This window comes from Streptomyces sp. URMC 127 (assembly GCF_051386535.1).
Classification (GTDB): domain Bacteria; phylum Actinomycetota; class Actinomycetes; order Streptomycetales; family Streptomycetaceae; genus Streptomyces.
On record NZ_JBPQTW010000008.1, the window covers coordinates 50109 to 63637 of the forward strand.

Sequence of the window (13529 nt, forward strand, 5' to 3'; positions counted from 1 at the left end):
AGGGCCGTGAGGATGGACACGTCCCCCGGCCCGCGGAACTCCTCGCGGGCCGTCACACGCCAGGCGGAGTATCCATGTCGCAGGTATCCGAGTCGCAGTCATCCATGTCGCAGGCACCCAAGCCGCAGGCACCCACGTCGCAGACGTTCCCTTCCTCCAGCACAGCCCTCGCGGAGCCGGCAGCCCGCGCGTCCGGCCTGACCAAGACGTACGGGAGGGGAGAGACCCGGGTCACCGCGCTGGACGGGGTGTCCGTCGACTTCGCGCGGGGCCGGTTCACGGCCGTCATGGGTCCCTCCGGCTCCGGCAAGTCCACGCTGATGCACTGCATGGCCGGCCTGGACCCCGTGACGTCGGGATCGGCCCGGATCGGCGGCGTCGAGCTGTCCGATCTGAACGACCGGCAGCTCACCCGGCTGCGGCGGGAGAAGGTGGGCTTCGTCTTCCAGGGCTTCAACCTGCTGCCGACGCTCACGGCGCTGGAGAACATCACCCTGCCCCTGCGGCTGGCCGGCCGCCGGCCCGACGCCGGGTGGCTGGACACCGTCGTCGCCACCGTCGGCCTGGCGGGCCGGCTCGCGCACCGTCCCGCCCAGCTGTCCGGCGGGCAGCAGCAGCGCGTCGCCGTGGCCCGCGCCCTGGTATCCCGCCCGGAGATCGTGTTCGCCGACGAGCCGACCGGCAACCTCGACTCGCGCTCCGGCGCCGAGGTGCTCGGGTTTCTGCGCGACTCGGTGCGGGAGCTGGGCCGGACGGTGGTGATGGTCACCCACGACCCCGTGGCCGCCTCGTACGCCGACCGCGTGGTGTTCCTCGCCGACGGCCGCCTGGTGGACGAACTGCACGAGCCGACGTCGGGAGCCGTCCTGGACCGGATGCTCGCGTTCGAAGCCCGGGGCCGCGTCTCCTGACCGTGCCGCGGCTTCCCCTGCCGCTGCCGGCCGTACCCGTAACCCTCCCGCCGACCACACCCGCCGAAAGCTCACCATGCTGCGAACAGCCCTGCGCAACGTCGTCGCGCACAAGGCCCGCCTGATCATGACCGTCCTCGCGGTCTGTCTCGGGGTCGCGTTCATCTCCGGCTCGCTCGTCTTCGCCGACTCCACCACCGCCGCCTACCGCGCCTCCATGGCCAGGAACTACGCCGGCATCGCGGTCACCGTCGAGCCGAAATACCCGCCGGGCGCCCGGGCCGACGCGCGCACCACCGTCCTCGACGACGCGCTCGTCGCCAGGCTGGCCGCTCTGCCCGGTGTCGCCGCGGCCCGTCCGACGGCCGACGGCTCGGCCACCCTGGCCGCCAAGGACGGCACCCCGATGCGCGCCGGCAACGCGAGGGGCAAGCTCGCCGCCGCCTACGTCCCCGGCGCCGGCGGCAAGGACAGCCGCTACCCGCTGACGGCCGGCCGCGCCCCGCGCACGGACGGCGAGATAGCGCTGGACCGCGGCACCGCGGCGGCCGGCAAGTACGCGCTCGGCGACACCGTCACCCTGGCCACCGACGGGCCCGTCCTGAAGATGCGGCTGGTCGGCATCGTCTCCACCAAGGACACCCGGGTCACCGCCGGCGGCACCCTCGCGGTGTTCGACAAGGCCACCGCGCAGAAGCTGTTCGCCGCCCCGGGCCGCTACACCGGCATCGACCTGTCCGCCACGCCCGGCACCTCCCCGTTCGAACTCGCCGAGCGCGTCCGCGCGCTGCTGCCGGCCGACCGTGCGGAGGCGACCACCGCGGGGGCGAAGGCCGCCCAGCAGTCGGTGTTCATCGACACCAAGACCAGCAGCTACTCCCGGCTGCCCATGATCTTCGCCGTGGTGTCGCTCTTCATCGGCTCGTTCCTCATCATCAACACCTTCACGATGCTCATCACGCGACGTGCCAAGGAGATCGCGCTGCTCCGCGCGATCGGCGCGACCCGGCGCCAGGTCGTCGGCTCCGTGCTCGCCGAGGCGGCGCTGGTCGGCCTCGTCGCCTCCCTGCTCGGATTCGTCCTCGGACTCGGTGTCGCCGGCGCCCTGCCCGGCGTGCTCGGCACCGCGGACGACCTGCTGCCGCAAGGGCCGCTGGTGATCGGCCCCGCCCCGGTGCTCGCCTCCCTCGCCGTCGGCGTCGGCGTCACGGTCCTCGCCGCGTGGCTGCCCTCCCGGCGGGCCGCGCGGATCGCCCCGGTCGAGGCGATGCGCACCGCCGACCAGCCGCCCGCCGCGACACGGTCCAGGGTCCGGGGCGCGACCGGCGCGGCGGCGCTCCTCCTCGGCGCCGGACTGCTGCTCTCCTTGAGCGACGCGAAGGACGCCTCGGACGAGAACCTGCAGACCGCCATGCTCGGCTGCGGCGTCCTCGTGACCGGCCTGATCCTGCTGGCCCCGCTCCTGGCGGGCCCGGTGATCCGCCTCATCGGCCGGCTCACCGCCCGGCTCGGCGTGGCGGGCGAGCTCGCGAAGGACAACGCGCTACGGGATCCCCGCCGCACCGCCGCCACCGCCGTCGCCCTGATGATCAGCACCGCGCTCGTCTCCGGCCTCGCCGTCATCGACCACTCCTCCAGCCGGGCCCTGGACTCCCAGGCCGCCGCCGGTCTGAGCGCCGACTACGTCATCAGCACCCGCAACACCACCACCGCCGTCGACGCGGCCGCCGTCCGGCGGGTCGCCGCCGTCCCCGGCGTCAGAACCGCCTCCGCCGTCGCGGATTCCACCCTCTCCACCGGCGCCTTCGCCCGGCCGGTCTCCGGCGTCGACCCGAAGACCGTCGGGGAGGTCATGAAGCTCCGCTTCACCAGCGGCTCCGCCGAGGACCTCGGACCGGGCCGGATCGCCGTCTCCAGCAGCTTCGCCCGCGAGAACCGGGTCGGCACCGGCGGGCGGATCAAGGCGAGCATCGGCCCCGGGCAGGGCGACCGCGCGCGGCCCTACACCGTCGTCGGCGTCTACGAGGACAACCCCACCGCCCAGGACGTCCTCGCCTACCGCGGCGACGTGCAGCAGCACAGCTACCTGCGCGACTCCCTGCAGCGCATCCTCGTGGCCACCGACCACGGGACCGCCTCCGCCGGCCTGGAGAAGAAGTTGCGCGGCGCCGTCGACAACAGCCCCCTGCTGAAGGTCGACAGCCGTGCCCGGATCGTCCAGGAGCAGGCCGGCGTCGCCGGCGACCTGATCACCATCGTGTACGGGCTGCTCGCCGTCGGCGTCGTCATCTCCGCACTGGGCATGGTCAACACCCTCGCCATGTCGGTCACCGAACGGACCCGGGAGATCGGGGTCCTGCGCGCCATCGGCATGGACCGCGCCGGCATCCGCCGCATGATCCGCCTGGAATCCCTCGCTGTCGCCGCCTACGGCACCCTGCTGGGGCTCGCCTGCGGCCTGTTCGGAGCGTGGAAGATCAGCGGACTGGCCAACGGGGCGATCCCCCAGTACACGTTCGCCCTCCCCTGGGGCACCCTCGCCCTCGTCGTCGCCCTGTCCCTCGCCGCCGGCGCCGCCGCGGCCGCGCTCCCCGCCCGCCGGGCCGCCGCGCTCAGCCCCCTGCGGGCCGTCGCCGACGCCTGACGGTCACTCCGGGCCCGCGCGGCCCAGCCGGTCCCGGAACACCGTGGGCCCCGCCATCCCCGGCGGGGCCCAGGGTGTTTCCCGGGTTGCCGGGCGCTTCCGGGCTTCCGGGCCTTCCGGCGGCAGGCGTTGGAGGTCCGTCCGGACGACCGGCCCGGTGCCCGACCGCCTTCCGGGAACGACCGTGCGCAGCGACGCGTTGGTACCGTGGCCGCGGAGCCGCCCGCGCGCCGTCCCGAAAGGTCCCACTTCATGATCATCGTCGCCGGGGAAGCCCTCATCGACCTCGTTCCCGCGGAGGCCCGGCCCGGGGACGGAGGCCAGGACGGGCCCACCGCCGGCGATCTCCCCGCCCTGCTGCCCAAGCGCGGCGGCGGCCCGTACAACACCGCCGTCGCCCTGGCCCGCCTCGGCTCCTCCACCGCCTTCTGCTCGCGGCTGTCCACCGATCACTTCGGCCGGGCGCTGCTCAGCGGCCTGACGGCGGACGGCGTGGACACCTCCCTGGTCCAGCGCGGGCCCGAGCCCACCACGCTGGCCGTGGCGCACATCGGCGACGGCGGCTCGGCCGAGTACTCCTTCCACGCCGGCGGCACCGCGGACCGCCTGTTCACCAGCCCGGACACTCTGCCCGAAGCGGCCCGGGCCGTCTCCTTCGGCACCTGCTCGCTCGTCCTCGAACCGGGCGCGAGCGCGTACGAGGAGCTGATGCGCCGCGCCTTCGCCCGCGGCCTGTTCACCGCCCTCGACCCGAACGTGCGCCCCGGTCTCATCCCCGACGCGGACGCCTACCGGGCCCGCTTCCGCTCCTGGCTCCCGTACGTCACCCTCCTCAAGCTCTCGGAAGAGGACGCGGCCTGGCTCGCGGGCCCGGAGGGCGAGGGCGATCCGGTGGCCGCCGCCGGAAAGTGGCTGGCCGCGGGCCCGTACGCCGTGGTGCTCACCCGCGGCGGCGCGGGTCTGACCGTCCTGACCCGTGACGGCCTCGAACTGTCGGTCCCCGGCGAGCGGGTGACGGTCGTCGACACCATCGGCGCGGGCGACACCGTCAATGCGGCGCTGCTGCACCGCCTTGACGGCCACGGCGCCCTCGTGCCCTCCCCCGTCCTCGGCGCGGAGGAGTGGCGCGACATCCTGGCCTTCGCGGCCCGCGCGGCCGCGGTCACCTGCTCCCGGGCCGGCGCCCGGCCCCCGTACGCCGCCGAGCTCGCCGCGTCCCCCGCTCGCTGACCCGGGCCGGAACCGGCGCGCGTCCGCCGGTCAGTTGTTGAGCGCGGTGGCGAACATGCCGGGCTCGTAGGAGCCTCCCCGCTGGTGCACGATCACGGCGAGCCGGTTCGCCGCGTTGATCAGGGCGACCAGGGAGATCAGGGCGGCGAGCTGGTCGTCGTCGTAGTGCTTGCGCGCCCGGGCCCAGGTCTCGTCGGACACGCCTTCGTGGGCGTCGGCGAGCCGGGTGCCCTCTTCGGCGAGCGCCAGCGCGGCCTGCTCGGCCTCGGTGAAGACGGTGGACTCGCGCCAGGCGGCGACGAGGTTGAGCCGGACCGCGCTTTCACCGGCGGCGGCCGCCTCCTTGGTGTGCATGTCGATGCACCAGCCGCAGCCGTTGATCTGGCTGGCGCGCAGCGACACGAGCTCCTGCGTGGTCTTCGGCAGCGTCGACTGGTGGAGCAGCACGCCCGCGTTGGCGAACCGCTTGGTGAACTTGGCGCCGAACTCGGTGTCGAACAGGTTGAAACGGGCGTCCATGACGTCGTCCTCACTCGTGGTGGTGCACTGCTGTGGTGCACTGCGGTGTTGCACTGACGCACAAGAGATGCCGGCGGCCCGCCGCCTGTGACAGGCAGGAAGTGTGACGTACGCCACCGCCTTTCGCTGTCACAAGACTGCCGAAGCCGGCGTCTTGTGCGCGTGGCACCGTCGAAAGCGAACAGGCAGGAGCAACCGGTGACGAGCGAGCACAGCGGGCGCACGGAGGACACGAGCGGGCAGCTCACCGGCGGCGGGCGCACGGACCCGGCCACCGAGACGTTCGTCGCCCATCGCAATCTGCTGTTCACCGTCGCCTACGAGATGCTCGGCTCGGCCGCCGACGCGGAGGACGTCCTGCAGGAGACCTGGCTGCGGTGGGCGGGTGTCGACCTGGGCACGGTGCGGGACCAGCGCGCGTACCTGGTCCGCATCACCACGCGCCAGGCGCTGGGCCGGCTGCGCACGCTGGGCCGCCGCAAGGAGTCCTACGTCGGCACCTGGCTGCCCGAGCCGCTGCTGACCGCTCCGGACGTGGCGGAGGACGTCGAGCTGGCCGACAGCGTCTCGATGGCGATGCTGCTGGTCCTGGAGACGCTCGCGCCGACCGAGCGGGCGGTGTTCGTGCTGCGCGAGGTGTTCGACTTCGGATACGACGAGATCGCCGAAGCCGTCGGCAAGAGCCCCGCCGCGGTCCGTCAGATCGCCCACCGGGCGCGGGCGCACGTCGCGGCGCGCCGCCCGCGCGGGGTCGTCTCTCCGGCCCAGACCCGGGACGCGCTGGACGCGTTCCAGAGGGCGATCGAGACGGGCGACCTGCAGGGACTGCTCGGCATCCTCGCGCCGGACGTCGTCCTCATGGGTGACGGGGGCGGAGTCAAGAAGGCCATCCTGCGGCCCGTCGTGGGAGCCGACAAGGTGGGACGCCTGCTGCTCGGCGGGCTGAGGAAGGCCGCCGCCGCGGTGTCGCTGCGGCCGGCCCGGGTCAACGGCCACCCGGCGCTGACGATCCGGCTCGACGGCGAGCTCGACACCGTCGTGGCGGTGCGCATGGAAGAGGGCCTCATCACCGGCCTCTACGCCGTGCGCAACCCCGAGAAGCTCTCGCACATGCAGCAGGAGACGGCACTGCGCCGCTGAGCCGGGATACGGCCCGGGCGCCCCCGGCCCGGGCGCCCCCGGCCCGGCTGCACGCCTGCCGTGCTCGACGCGCTGCCGGAGTCCGTCAGCGCGGCCCCGCATCGCACGTGAGCACGGCACGCACCCGGCGGGGGCGGTGCGGTCAGCGGGCGGCGGCGCCGAACCACTTGGGCAGGTGTGCGAGCAGGTCCTGCTGGTCTTCGCCGGCCCAGGCCACGTGCCCGTCCGGGCGCAGCAGGAGCGCGGGCACGTCCAGTTCTTCGCTGACGTCGACGACGTGGTCGACGCGGTCCGTCCAGCCCGCCGCCGAGAGCCGGCCGGTCTGGTCGAGCAGCAGTCCGCGGCCGCCGCGCATCAGCTCGTAGAGGCGTCCCCGCTTGAGGGTGACGTCCCGCATCCGCCGCCCGAGCAGGTCGTGGCCTTCGCCGAAGTCGTAGCGGACCCCGGTCGCGGTGATCATCTCGGTCACGTAGCGGTTCGCGTCCTCGAAGTCCATCAGCTTCGAGAGCAGTTCCCGCAGCGCGGTCGTGCCCGGATCGGTGCCCAGCAGCGTCATCTGGGCGCGGGTGTTCTCCAGTACGGCGGCGGCCACCGGGTGCCGTTCGGCGTGGTAGCTGTCCAGGAGCCCTTCCGGTGCCCAGCCGTTCACTTCGGCGGCCAGTTTCCAGCCGAGGTTGAAGGCGTCCTGTACGCCGAGGTTGAGTCCCTGCCCGCCGGTCGGCGGGTGGATGTGCGCCGCGTCGCCGGCCAGCAGCACCCGGCCGGTCCGGTAGCGCTCGGCCTGCCGGGTGGCGTCGCCGAAGCGGGAGAGCCAGCGGGGCGAGTGCACGCCGAAGTCCGTGCCCGCGACGGCCCGCAGCTGCTGCCGGAACTCCTCCAGCGTCGGCGGGAGCGTACGGTCCTCGGCCACACCGTCCGCGGGCACGATGACGCGGTACGACCCGGACCCGTCCTTGAGGGGGATGAGGCCGAACCGCAGCTGGGTCTTGCGGACCTCCTCGACGACGGCGGCGATCGCCGCCGGGTCCTCGGTCGCCTCCATGTCGCCCAGCAGCGTCTCGGTCCTGGCGGGCTCACCGGGGAAGCCCACGCCCAGCAGCTTGCGCACCAGGCTGCGGCCGCCGTCGCAGCCGGCGAGGTAGCGCGAGCGCAGCCGCGTGCCGTCGGCCAGTTCGGCGGTCACCCCGTTCTCGTCCTGGCTCAGCCCGGTCAGTTCGCAGCCGCGCCGGATCTCGGTGCCGAGTTCGAGGGCACGCTCGTTGAGCAGGCGCTCGGTGACCGGCTGCGGGACGGACAGGCTGTAGGGGTGGGCGGTGTCCAGCCGGTCCGGCCACGGCTTGAGGATGCCGCCGAAGAACCCGCCGATGGTGAACTTCTCGCCGACCGCGAGGAACCGCTCCAGCAGGCCGCGCTGGTCCATCAGCTCGATGCTGCGGGTGTGCAGGCCGCGTCCGCGGGACTGCTCGGTCGGCTCGGTCAGCTTCTCCAGTACGACCACGTGCACGCCGTGCAGCCGCAATTCGGCGGCCAGGGTCAGGCCGGTCGGTCCGCCACCGACCACGATCACGTCAATCATCACAACGCCCCCGTTCCATGAGATGGGATGTGCCGGTTGCTCCGCTGCTCCGCGCAGTTGCGGCAGCGGCAGCGTGCTCGCGCTGCCCGTATGCGGCCAAAGCACGCCGTACTTCGCGAACACCTGATTTCCGCAGGTTCCGGCTTCGGACGGTGATTGTGCAGCACGAACGGGGCCTTGCCGCAAGGCCCCCGGTGCGCTATATGTTGAGAAGGGCAAGGAGCTGAAGACTCCTTGCCCTTGTCGTTTTCCCGGCTGTTGTTCCGGCTGTTGTCGCGGCCGTCGTTCCGGCCTGTCGTTCCTGCCCCGCCGTCCCTCAGCTGCCTTCCTGGCGCGCGGGCGTGTGCAGGATGCCGTTGATGAGGACGTTCAGGCCCCACGTGTCGCGGTCCCCCGGGGACAGCAGGGCCTGCCTCAGTGAGGTGATCATCGGGTAGCGGTCGGCGGGCAGGGAGGCGTAGCGGCGGTCGGCGGCGGCAATGGTGTCCCCTTCGTCGCCCCCCTTGGCGTCGTACGTGCTCTGCTCGGCGGCGGCCGCGGCGACGTGCAGGTAGAGCAGGTCGACGGCCCAGGCGGCCGTGGTGTCGTCGAGGCCGCCCTGCTTGAGGAGAGCGAGCATGCGGTCGAGGACGAGCAGGGCGTTGTCGCCGGTGGGGATGGCACCGAGGGCGACGGCGGCCAGTCCCTCGTGGCGGCTCATGGCCTCGGTGGTGGCCGCGACCAGGGAGTGGAGCTGCTCCCGCCAGGTGCCTTCCGCGGTGAGGGGCACCTGTGCGAGGGCCGCGTCGAGCATGGCGGCCATGAGGTCGTCGCGGTTGGCGACGTAGACGTAGAGCGAGGCCGGGCCGGTGTCGAGTTCCTTGGCGACGCGGCGCATGGTCAGGGCGTCCAGGCCGTCGCGGTCGAGGATCTCCAGGCCCGTGCGCACGATGACGTCGCGGCTGAGGGGGGCCTTGGCGGGGCGGGTGCGGCGGCTGATCGGCTGCGTGCTCATGGGGAAATCCTAGCCGCGAACGAACAGCGTTTGACACGAACAGCGTTCGTTGCCTAGCGTCTGAACGAACGTTGTTCGTGACGAACGAGATTCGCGCTGATGTGCCCTTCGGTTCGTCCCTTTCCCGGAAGGGCCACCTCATGACCACCCTCACCGCCGCCGCACCTCCTCCGGCAGGCGTCCTCTTCCCCCCTCTGCGGCGATGGGCCAGCCTCGCCCTGATCCTGGCGACCCCGGCCCCTGCTCCTCCCGTGCTGCCGCCTGGTCCGCCTGGTTCGCCTGATCCGCCTGCTCACTGCGCCGCCCGGCCCCGGCACCACTGAATCACCCGGTCCCTCGCGCCGGCTCGCGCTGAGTCGCGCTGAGTCGCTTGCTCACACGCCTCTGAACGGCAGAAAGAAGAAAAGTCATGATCCTGATCACCGGAGGCCGCGGCGCGGTCGCCACCCACCTGACCGCCCTGCTCCACGACGACGGCCTGCCCGTCCGGCTCGGCTCCGCCCGTCCCGACGGTCTCACCCCGCCCCCCGGCGTGCCCACCGTCCGCCTCGACCTCACCGACCCGTCCGGTTTCGCCGCCGCCCTCGACGGCGTCACCACCGTCTTCCTCTACGCCAGCGCCGACCGCATCACCGACTTCATCGACCACGCCCACCGGGCGGGCGTGGCGCACATCGTGCTCCTGTCCTCGTCCGCCGTGCTCGGTCCGGACCCCGAGAACAACCCGATCGCGGCCTCCCACCTCGCCGTGGAGAACGCCCTGCTCGCCTCGCCGATCACCACGACCATCCTGCGGCCGGGCTCCTTCGCCGCCAACGCCCGCGGCTGGGCCTGGCCCATCAAGGCCGGCCGGCCCCTCAGCCTGCCCTTCCCCGGCGCCCACAGCGACCCCATCCACGAGAAGGACGTCGCCGAGGCGGCCCATGCCGTCCTCACCGACCCTCGTCACCGCGGCGGCCGGTTCACCCTCACCGGTCCCGAGTCGATAACCTTCACCCGGCAGATCGAGGAGCTCGCCACCGTCACCGGTCGCTCGGTCACAACCCGTCACGTCACCCGCGGGGAATGGAAGCAGGAGATGGCCGACTACATCCCCTCCCACTACGCCGACGCCCTCCTGAACTGGTGGGCAGCCCATGACGGCAAGCCCGTGGCCCTCACCTCCGCCGTCGAGGAACTCACGGGCCACCCCGCCCGCCCGTTCACCACCTGGGTCACCGACCACATCGCCGACTTCACGACCGCTTAGGCAAGAGCACACCGGTTCCACATGGGGTGACTCAAACACCCGGTGTTTACCTGCAGTTGGCGGACGCATTCCTTCCATGTCATAAAGGGCGACATGGCGGATACGTTCAGGAACGCCGGGGCCGAATTCAAGATCCTCTTTGCGGGGGAGGCGGCGGAGGACGCGCGCCGTTCCCTGGCTCTCGACCCCGGCGGCGGAAAACGCCTCAGCGTCTACTTCTGGGACGCCCCGCGTACGGACGGAGCCGGCATCCGGCTTCCCCTCGCGGAGGCCGGGGCCATCATCCGGCTGCGCAGGCCGGCCAGGGGCCGCAAGGGTGACCTCACGGCGAAGCTGCGGCCGTGCGAACCGGCCGCGCTGCCCGCGAGGTGGCGCGAGAACCGCAGGGGCAAGGGCTGGAAGTTCAAGATCGAGGAGGACTGGAACGGCCCCAGCGGCGTCCGGTCGGCCTCGCTCAAGGTGAAAGGGGTCTTCGAGCAGCCTGCCTGCGCACCGGGAGACGCGTCCACCGGCGGGCCCCGGCTCACCCCGGACCAGCGCGACCTGCTGGCCAGCGCCGGGATCGGCGACGACCACCTGCGGGACGTCGTCGCCCTCGGCCCGATCCGGGCCGTCAAGTGGACGGTCTCCCGCCGGGGCCCGGCCCGCCCGCTCACCGCCGAGCTGTGGCGCATCGGTGACGACGGGCCTCAGTTCCTGGAGCTGTCCCTGCGCGCCCGGCCTGCCGATGCTCCTCGCGCCCAGGAGGTGCTGGAGCGGACCGTCCGGGAGCGGGGCCTGAGCTCCGCCCCGCAACAGGCGCCGAAGACCCAGACGGTCATGACCGAGCTCGCCCGGAACCACCTGCGCCGCGTGGAGCGCTGACTCTCACCGGAGCGCCCTCCGCGCGGCGCGCCGGCGTACCGCGCCCGGCCACGGGCCGGTGGCCGCTGCGGCCCCTGCGCGGCTGCGGGCGGGGTCACGGCCCGAGCGGGACCGCCCGGCTGCAGGAGGCGAGCGCGGGCCGGAGCGGACCGGTGGCCGGCCCGGTGGTCCAGCGGGTGCGGGGCGGCGGTTCCCGTGGAACGGTGGTCTCCGCGGAGCCGTGTCCCGCCGCGTCCAGCCGCCTCCCGCCGCGGACACCCGGACTTCTTGAGGGGAAACGACGAGTATGGCCGTCACTCCACTGAAGAGCTCAGCCGAGTTCGAGAAGGCCATCGCCGAGGACAGGCCGGTGGTGGTGAAGTTCTGCGCGACCTGGGCCAACCTCTGCCGTACGATCGGCCCGGTCTTCGAGCGGCTGTCCGCGCTTCCCGCGTTCAGCGGCGTCGTCGGCTTCTACCAGGTCGACATCGACGAGGCGTACGAGGTCGCGCAGAAGGCGGGGGTCGGTCCCGTGCCCGTCTTCATGGCCTTCCGCGACGGCATCAAGATCGCCGAGGTTGTCGCCCCGGCACCGGATGCCCTTCAGGAACTGATCGGCAGGGTGAGCACGATGGGGAACGCGTAGGCGCCGTCCTCCCGGGCGCGCCGGTGGCCGGGCCACCCGCCCGGCCCGTAGCACTCGCCGTGTCTCCGCTCCCGTGGCTAGATGTTCAGGACAGCCGACTTGCTGGAGGAGAGTGCCCGTGGCCGGTCTCGTACGCAAAAGCTTCGCTTCACCGGAGGAAGTGCGCCCTTTCGAGGACGGAAAGGGGCAGCTGGAGCTGGTCGAGCTGGGCGCCGGACCGGTCGGCCGGGCGACGTTCGAACCCGGCTGGCGGTGGTCCCAGCACGTCAAGCCGATCGCCGGGACCGACAGCTGCCAGGCCCCCCACCTGGCCTACGTCGTGTCAGGCCGGATGCACGTCGTCATGGACGACGGCCAGGAGGACGAGTTCGGCCCGGGCGACTGCATGCTCTGCCCGCCCGGCCATGACGCGTGGGTCGTCGGTGACGAGCCGTGCGTCGTGATCGACTGGCAGGGCTTCGCCGACTACGCCAAGCGCCGGGCCGGCTAGCGCGTCATGCCGCCCGGAGGACGTCACAGGAGCAGTGGCGGAACTCCAGGCCGAGTTCCCGGTCCACCGCCTCGTTCGAGCGCGTGGCGGCTTCGCTGACCTTCTCCCAGGAGCCGTACTTGACGTACAGCTGGTCCGCCGTCGGGCCGAGAGGGTTGCCGTACTTCTTCTGGTTGCGCTCCTCCAGCTCGGCGACCTGTTCGGGGGTCATGCCCGCGCGAATGATGTCCTTCGCGTCGTTGCGCATCTGCACCAGTGTCCGGGCGACCTCCTCCTCCGGCAGCCCTGCGGCACGCATGGCGCATGCCTCGCGCTCCATGTCCGCCAGCAGCTGGTGGTAGCGCTCCCGCTCGTCGCGGGTGTCCTCGCGCTCCTCGGGCGTCTCGCTCCGGATCATGCACACGACCGGCTCCGGGCTGGCGCACGGGCCGTGGTCCGGGGGTTCCTGGGACACCGGGCCGACCGAGACCGGACCGCAGCCGGAGGGTGCGGAGCACGGCGCAGCCGTGGGCAGGGCGGAAGCCGGGTGGGCGGGGACGAGGAGGACGTGGGCGGCGAGGACCGCGGGGGCGACGTGACGGGCCAGTGAGGACAAACGGGGCATAGGCATGCGCCCGATTCTGGAGGCCGTCGCGGCGGAAACACCTGCCGTGAGGAGCGCAACGCCCCTCGCCGTCAGTGGATTTCACTCCACGGAGTGGATTGCGAACGGGGGCGTTGCCGCGGGCACCGGCTCAGTCCGGGGGTTCGTCCTCCGGCCTCTCGCCGGTGGTGCCCCTCCGTTCGCCGGAGGCCTTCGCGCTCCCCCGGCCCCGGCCGGCCGGCGGGCCCTCCGGGCCCTCGTCCGGAGGCGGGCTCGCCTGCTGGTCCTGCATGTCCCGGGGTACGGCCTTGCCGCGGCCCGCGGGCTTCTCACCGCGCTGACCGCTCAAGACTGCGTCCTCTTGCCGTGCGCGTCACCGCGCGTCCGTTCCGTCGCCCTGTCCTGCTGCTTCGCCTTCCCCTTCTTCCCCGCCTCCTCTTCGCGTGCCCGCACCCCTTCCAGGGCTTCGTCGTGCGCGGTGCCCCCTCGGGACGGGTACCCCTCGCGTGCGCTCGCCGTGCCCGGCACGGTGCGCTCCCTCGCCCGGCTCTCCTGGCCGGAGTGCGCCCCCGGCTCCCCCTCGTCACGGGCCCGCTCGTAGGGCTCGCGGCGTGCGTTCCTGGGCTGCTGCCGGGCCATCTCGGCCACCTCCGTGCTCGTGGACGTCCGCTCCGCCGCACGGGCGCGGTGGAGCGGCACCCGGG

General features: G+C 72.8%; 14 protein-coding genes. 8 read left to right on the forward strand and 6 right to left on the reverse strand.

All coding sequences use genetic code 11. From position 1 onward, the window contains the following. Nucleotides 1–104 precede the first annotated feature (104 nt). From ACSNOH_RS04035 to ACSNOH_RS04045, 3 genes are all read left to right on the forward strand, one after another. Nucleotides 105–911, forward strand: a complete 807-nt coding sequence (locus tag ACSNOH_RS04035; protein ID WP_436719800.1) for an ABC transporter ATP-binding protein — start codon at nt 105–107, stop codon at nt 909–911. 76 nt (nt 912–987) lie between these two features. After that, nucleotides 988–3555 (forward strand): ABC transporter permease, encoded by a 2568-nt coding sequence (locus tag ACSNOH_RS04040; protein ID WP_436719771.1) that lies wholly within the window; start codon nt 988–990, stop codon nt 3553–3555. A 252-nt stretch (nt 3556–3807) separates the two neighbouring features. Continuing rightward, the gene (locus ACSNOH_RS04045) at nt 3808–4785 is read left to right on the forward strand and encodes a carbohydrate kinase family protein (RefSeq protein ID WP_436719772.1); all 978 of its coding nucleotides are present in this window, start codon (nt 3808–3810) and stop codon (nt 4783–4785) included. Nucleotides 4786–4815: 30 nt separating this feature from the next. Here ACSNOH_RS04045 and ACSNOH_RS04050 read toward each other — a convergent pair whose 3' ends face one another. After that, nucleotides 4816–5304, reverse strand: a complete 489-nt coding sequence (locus ACSNOH_RS04050) for a carboxymuconolactone decarboxylase family protein (protein WP_436719773.1) — start codon at nt 5302–5304, stop codon at nt 4816–4818. Between the two features lie 198 nt (nt 5305–5502). Here ACSNOH_RS04050 and ACSNOH_RS04055 point away from each other — a divergent pair, with 198 nt between their 5' ends. After that, complete coding sequence (locus tag ACSNOH_RS04055) at nt 5503–6444, forward strand: RNA polymerase sigma-70 factor (protein WP_436719774.1); 942 nt, start codon at nt 5503–5505, stop codon at nt 6442–6444. A 142-nt stretch (nt 6445–6586) separates the two neighbouring features. On the opposite strand, the gene rox is transcribed toward ACSNOH_RS04055, so the two are convergent. Both rox and ACSNOH_RS04065 read right to left on the reverse strand, forming a co-directional pair. After that, on the reverse strand, nt 6587–8020 hold the full coding sequence (gene rox, locus ACSNOH_RS04060) for a rifampin monooxygenase (RefSeq protein WP_436719775.1): 1434 nt from the start codon (nt 8018–8020) through the stop codon (nt 6587–6589). 316 nt (nt 8021–8336) lie between these two features. Next, on the reverse strand, nt 8337–9014 hold the full coding sequence (locus tag ACSNOH_RS04065) for a TetR/AcrR family transcriptional regulator C-terminal domain-containing protein (RefSeq protein WP_436719776.1): 678 nt from the start codon (nt 9012–9014) through the stop codon (nt 8337–8339). A 409-nt stretch (nt 9015–9423) separates the two neighbouring features. On the opposite strand from ACSNOH_RS04065, the gene ACSNOH_RS04070 reads away from it, so the two are divergent. The 4 genes from ACSNOH_RS04070 (at nt 9424) to ACSNOH_RS04085 (ending at nt 12242) form a co-directional block, all read left to right on the forward strand. Then, nucleotides 9424–10263 (forward strand): SDR family oxidoreductase, encoded by an 840-nt coding sequence (locus ACSNOH_RS04070; RefSeq protein WP_436719777.1) that lies wholly within the window; start codon nt 9424–9426, stop codon nt 10261–10263. A 93-nt stretch (nt 10264–10356) separates the two neighbouring features. After that, nucleotides 10357–11127 carry a hypothetical protein gene (locus tag ACSNOH_RS04075; protein ID WP_436719778.1) on the forward strand — a complete coding sequence of 257 codons (771 nt, stop codon included), beginning with the start codon at nt 10357–10359 and terminating at the stop codon, nt 11125–11127. A 286-nt stretch (nt 11128–11413) separates the two neighbouring features. Beyond that, complete coding sequence (locus ACSNOH_RS04080) at nt 11414–11752, forward strand: thioredoxin family protein (protein ID WP_436719779.1); 339 nt, start codon at nt 11414–11416, stop codon at nt 11750–11752. A 118-nt stretch (nt 11753–11870) separates the two neighbouring features. After that, nucleotides 11871–12242 (forward strand): cupin domain-containing protein, encoded by a 372-nt coding sequence (locus tag ACSNOH_RS04085; RefSeq protein ID WP_436719780.1) that lies wholly within the window; start codon nt 11871–11873, stop codon nt 12240–12242. Between the two features lie 4 nt (nt 12243–12246). Here the strand turns inward: ACSNOH_RS04085 and ACSNOH_RS04090 are convergent, their stop codons facing one another. The 3 genes from ACSNOH_RS04090 to ACSNOH_RS04100 form a co-directional block, all read right to left on the reverse strand. Continuing rightward, nucleotides 12247–12852 carry a hypothetical protein gene (locus ACSNOH_RS04090; RefSeq protein ID WP_436719781.1) on the reverse strand — a complete coding sequence of 202 codons (606 nt, stop codon included), beginning with the start codon at nt 12850–12852 and terminating at the stop codon, nt 12247–12249. Between the two features lie 124 nt (nt 12853–12976). Continuing rightward, nucleotides 12977–13174 carry a hypothetical protein gene (locus tag ACSNOH_RS04095; RefSeq protein ID WP_436719782.1) on the reverse strand — a complete coding sequence of 66 codons (198 nt, stop codon included), beginning with the start codon at nt 13172–13174 and terminating at the stop codon, nt 12977–12979. Then, on the reverse strand, nt 13171–13524 hold the full coding sequence (locus ACSNOH_RS04100; protein ID WP_436719783.1) for a hypothetical protein: 354 nt from the start codon (nt 13522–13524) through the stop codon (nt 13171–13173). Before ACSNOH_RS04100 ends, ACSNOH_RS04095 begins: the two co-directional genes overlap by 4 nt. Nucleotides 13525–13529 lie beyond the last annotated feature (5 nt).

Coding starts and splice junctions, on each gene's coding strand:
- ACSNOH_RS04035 (WP_436719800.1), top strand. CDS start 105: ATGTCGCAGGCACCCAAGCCGCAGGCACCCACGTCGCAGACGTTCCCT.
- ACSNOH_RS04040 (WP_436719771.1), top strand. CDS start 988: ATGCTGCGAACAGCCCTGCGCAACGTCGTCGCGCACAAGGCCCGCCTG.
- ACSNOH_RS04045 (WP_436719772.1), top strand. CDS start 3,808: ATGATCATCGTCGCCGGGGAAGCCCTCATCGACCTCGTTCCCGCGGAG.
- ACSNOH_RS04050 (WP_436719773.1), bottom strand. CDS start 5,304: ATGGACGCCCGTTTCAACCTGTTCGACACCGAGTTCGGCGCCAAGTTC.
- rox (WP_436719775.1), bottom strand. CDS start 8,020: ATGATTGACGTGATCGTGGTCGGTGGCGGACCGACCGGCCTGACCCTG.
- ACSNOH_RS04065 (WP_436719776.1), bottom strand. CDS start 9,014: ATGAGCACGCAGCCGATCAGCCGCCGCACCCGCCCCGCCAAGGCCCCC.
- ACSNOH_RS04070 (WP_436719777.1), top strand. CDS start 9,424: ATGATCCTGATCACCGGAGGCCGCGGCGCGGTCGCCACCCACCTGACC.
- ACSNOH_RS04075 (WP_436719778.1), top strand. CDS start 10,357: ATGGCGGATACGTTCAGGAACGCCGGGGCCGAATTCAAGATCCTCTTT.
- ACSNOH_RS04080 (WP_436719779.1), top strand. CDS start 11,414: ATGGCCGTCACTCCACTGAAGAGCTCAGCCGAGTTCGAGAAGGCCATC.
- ACSNOH_RS04090 (WP_436719781.1), bottom strand. CDS start 12,852: ATGCCTATGCCCCGTTTGTCCTCACTGGCCCGTCACGTCGCCCCCGCG.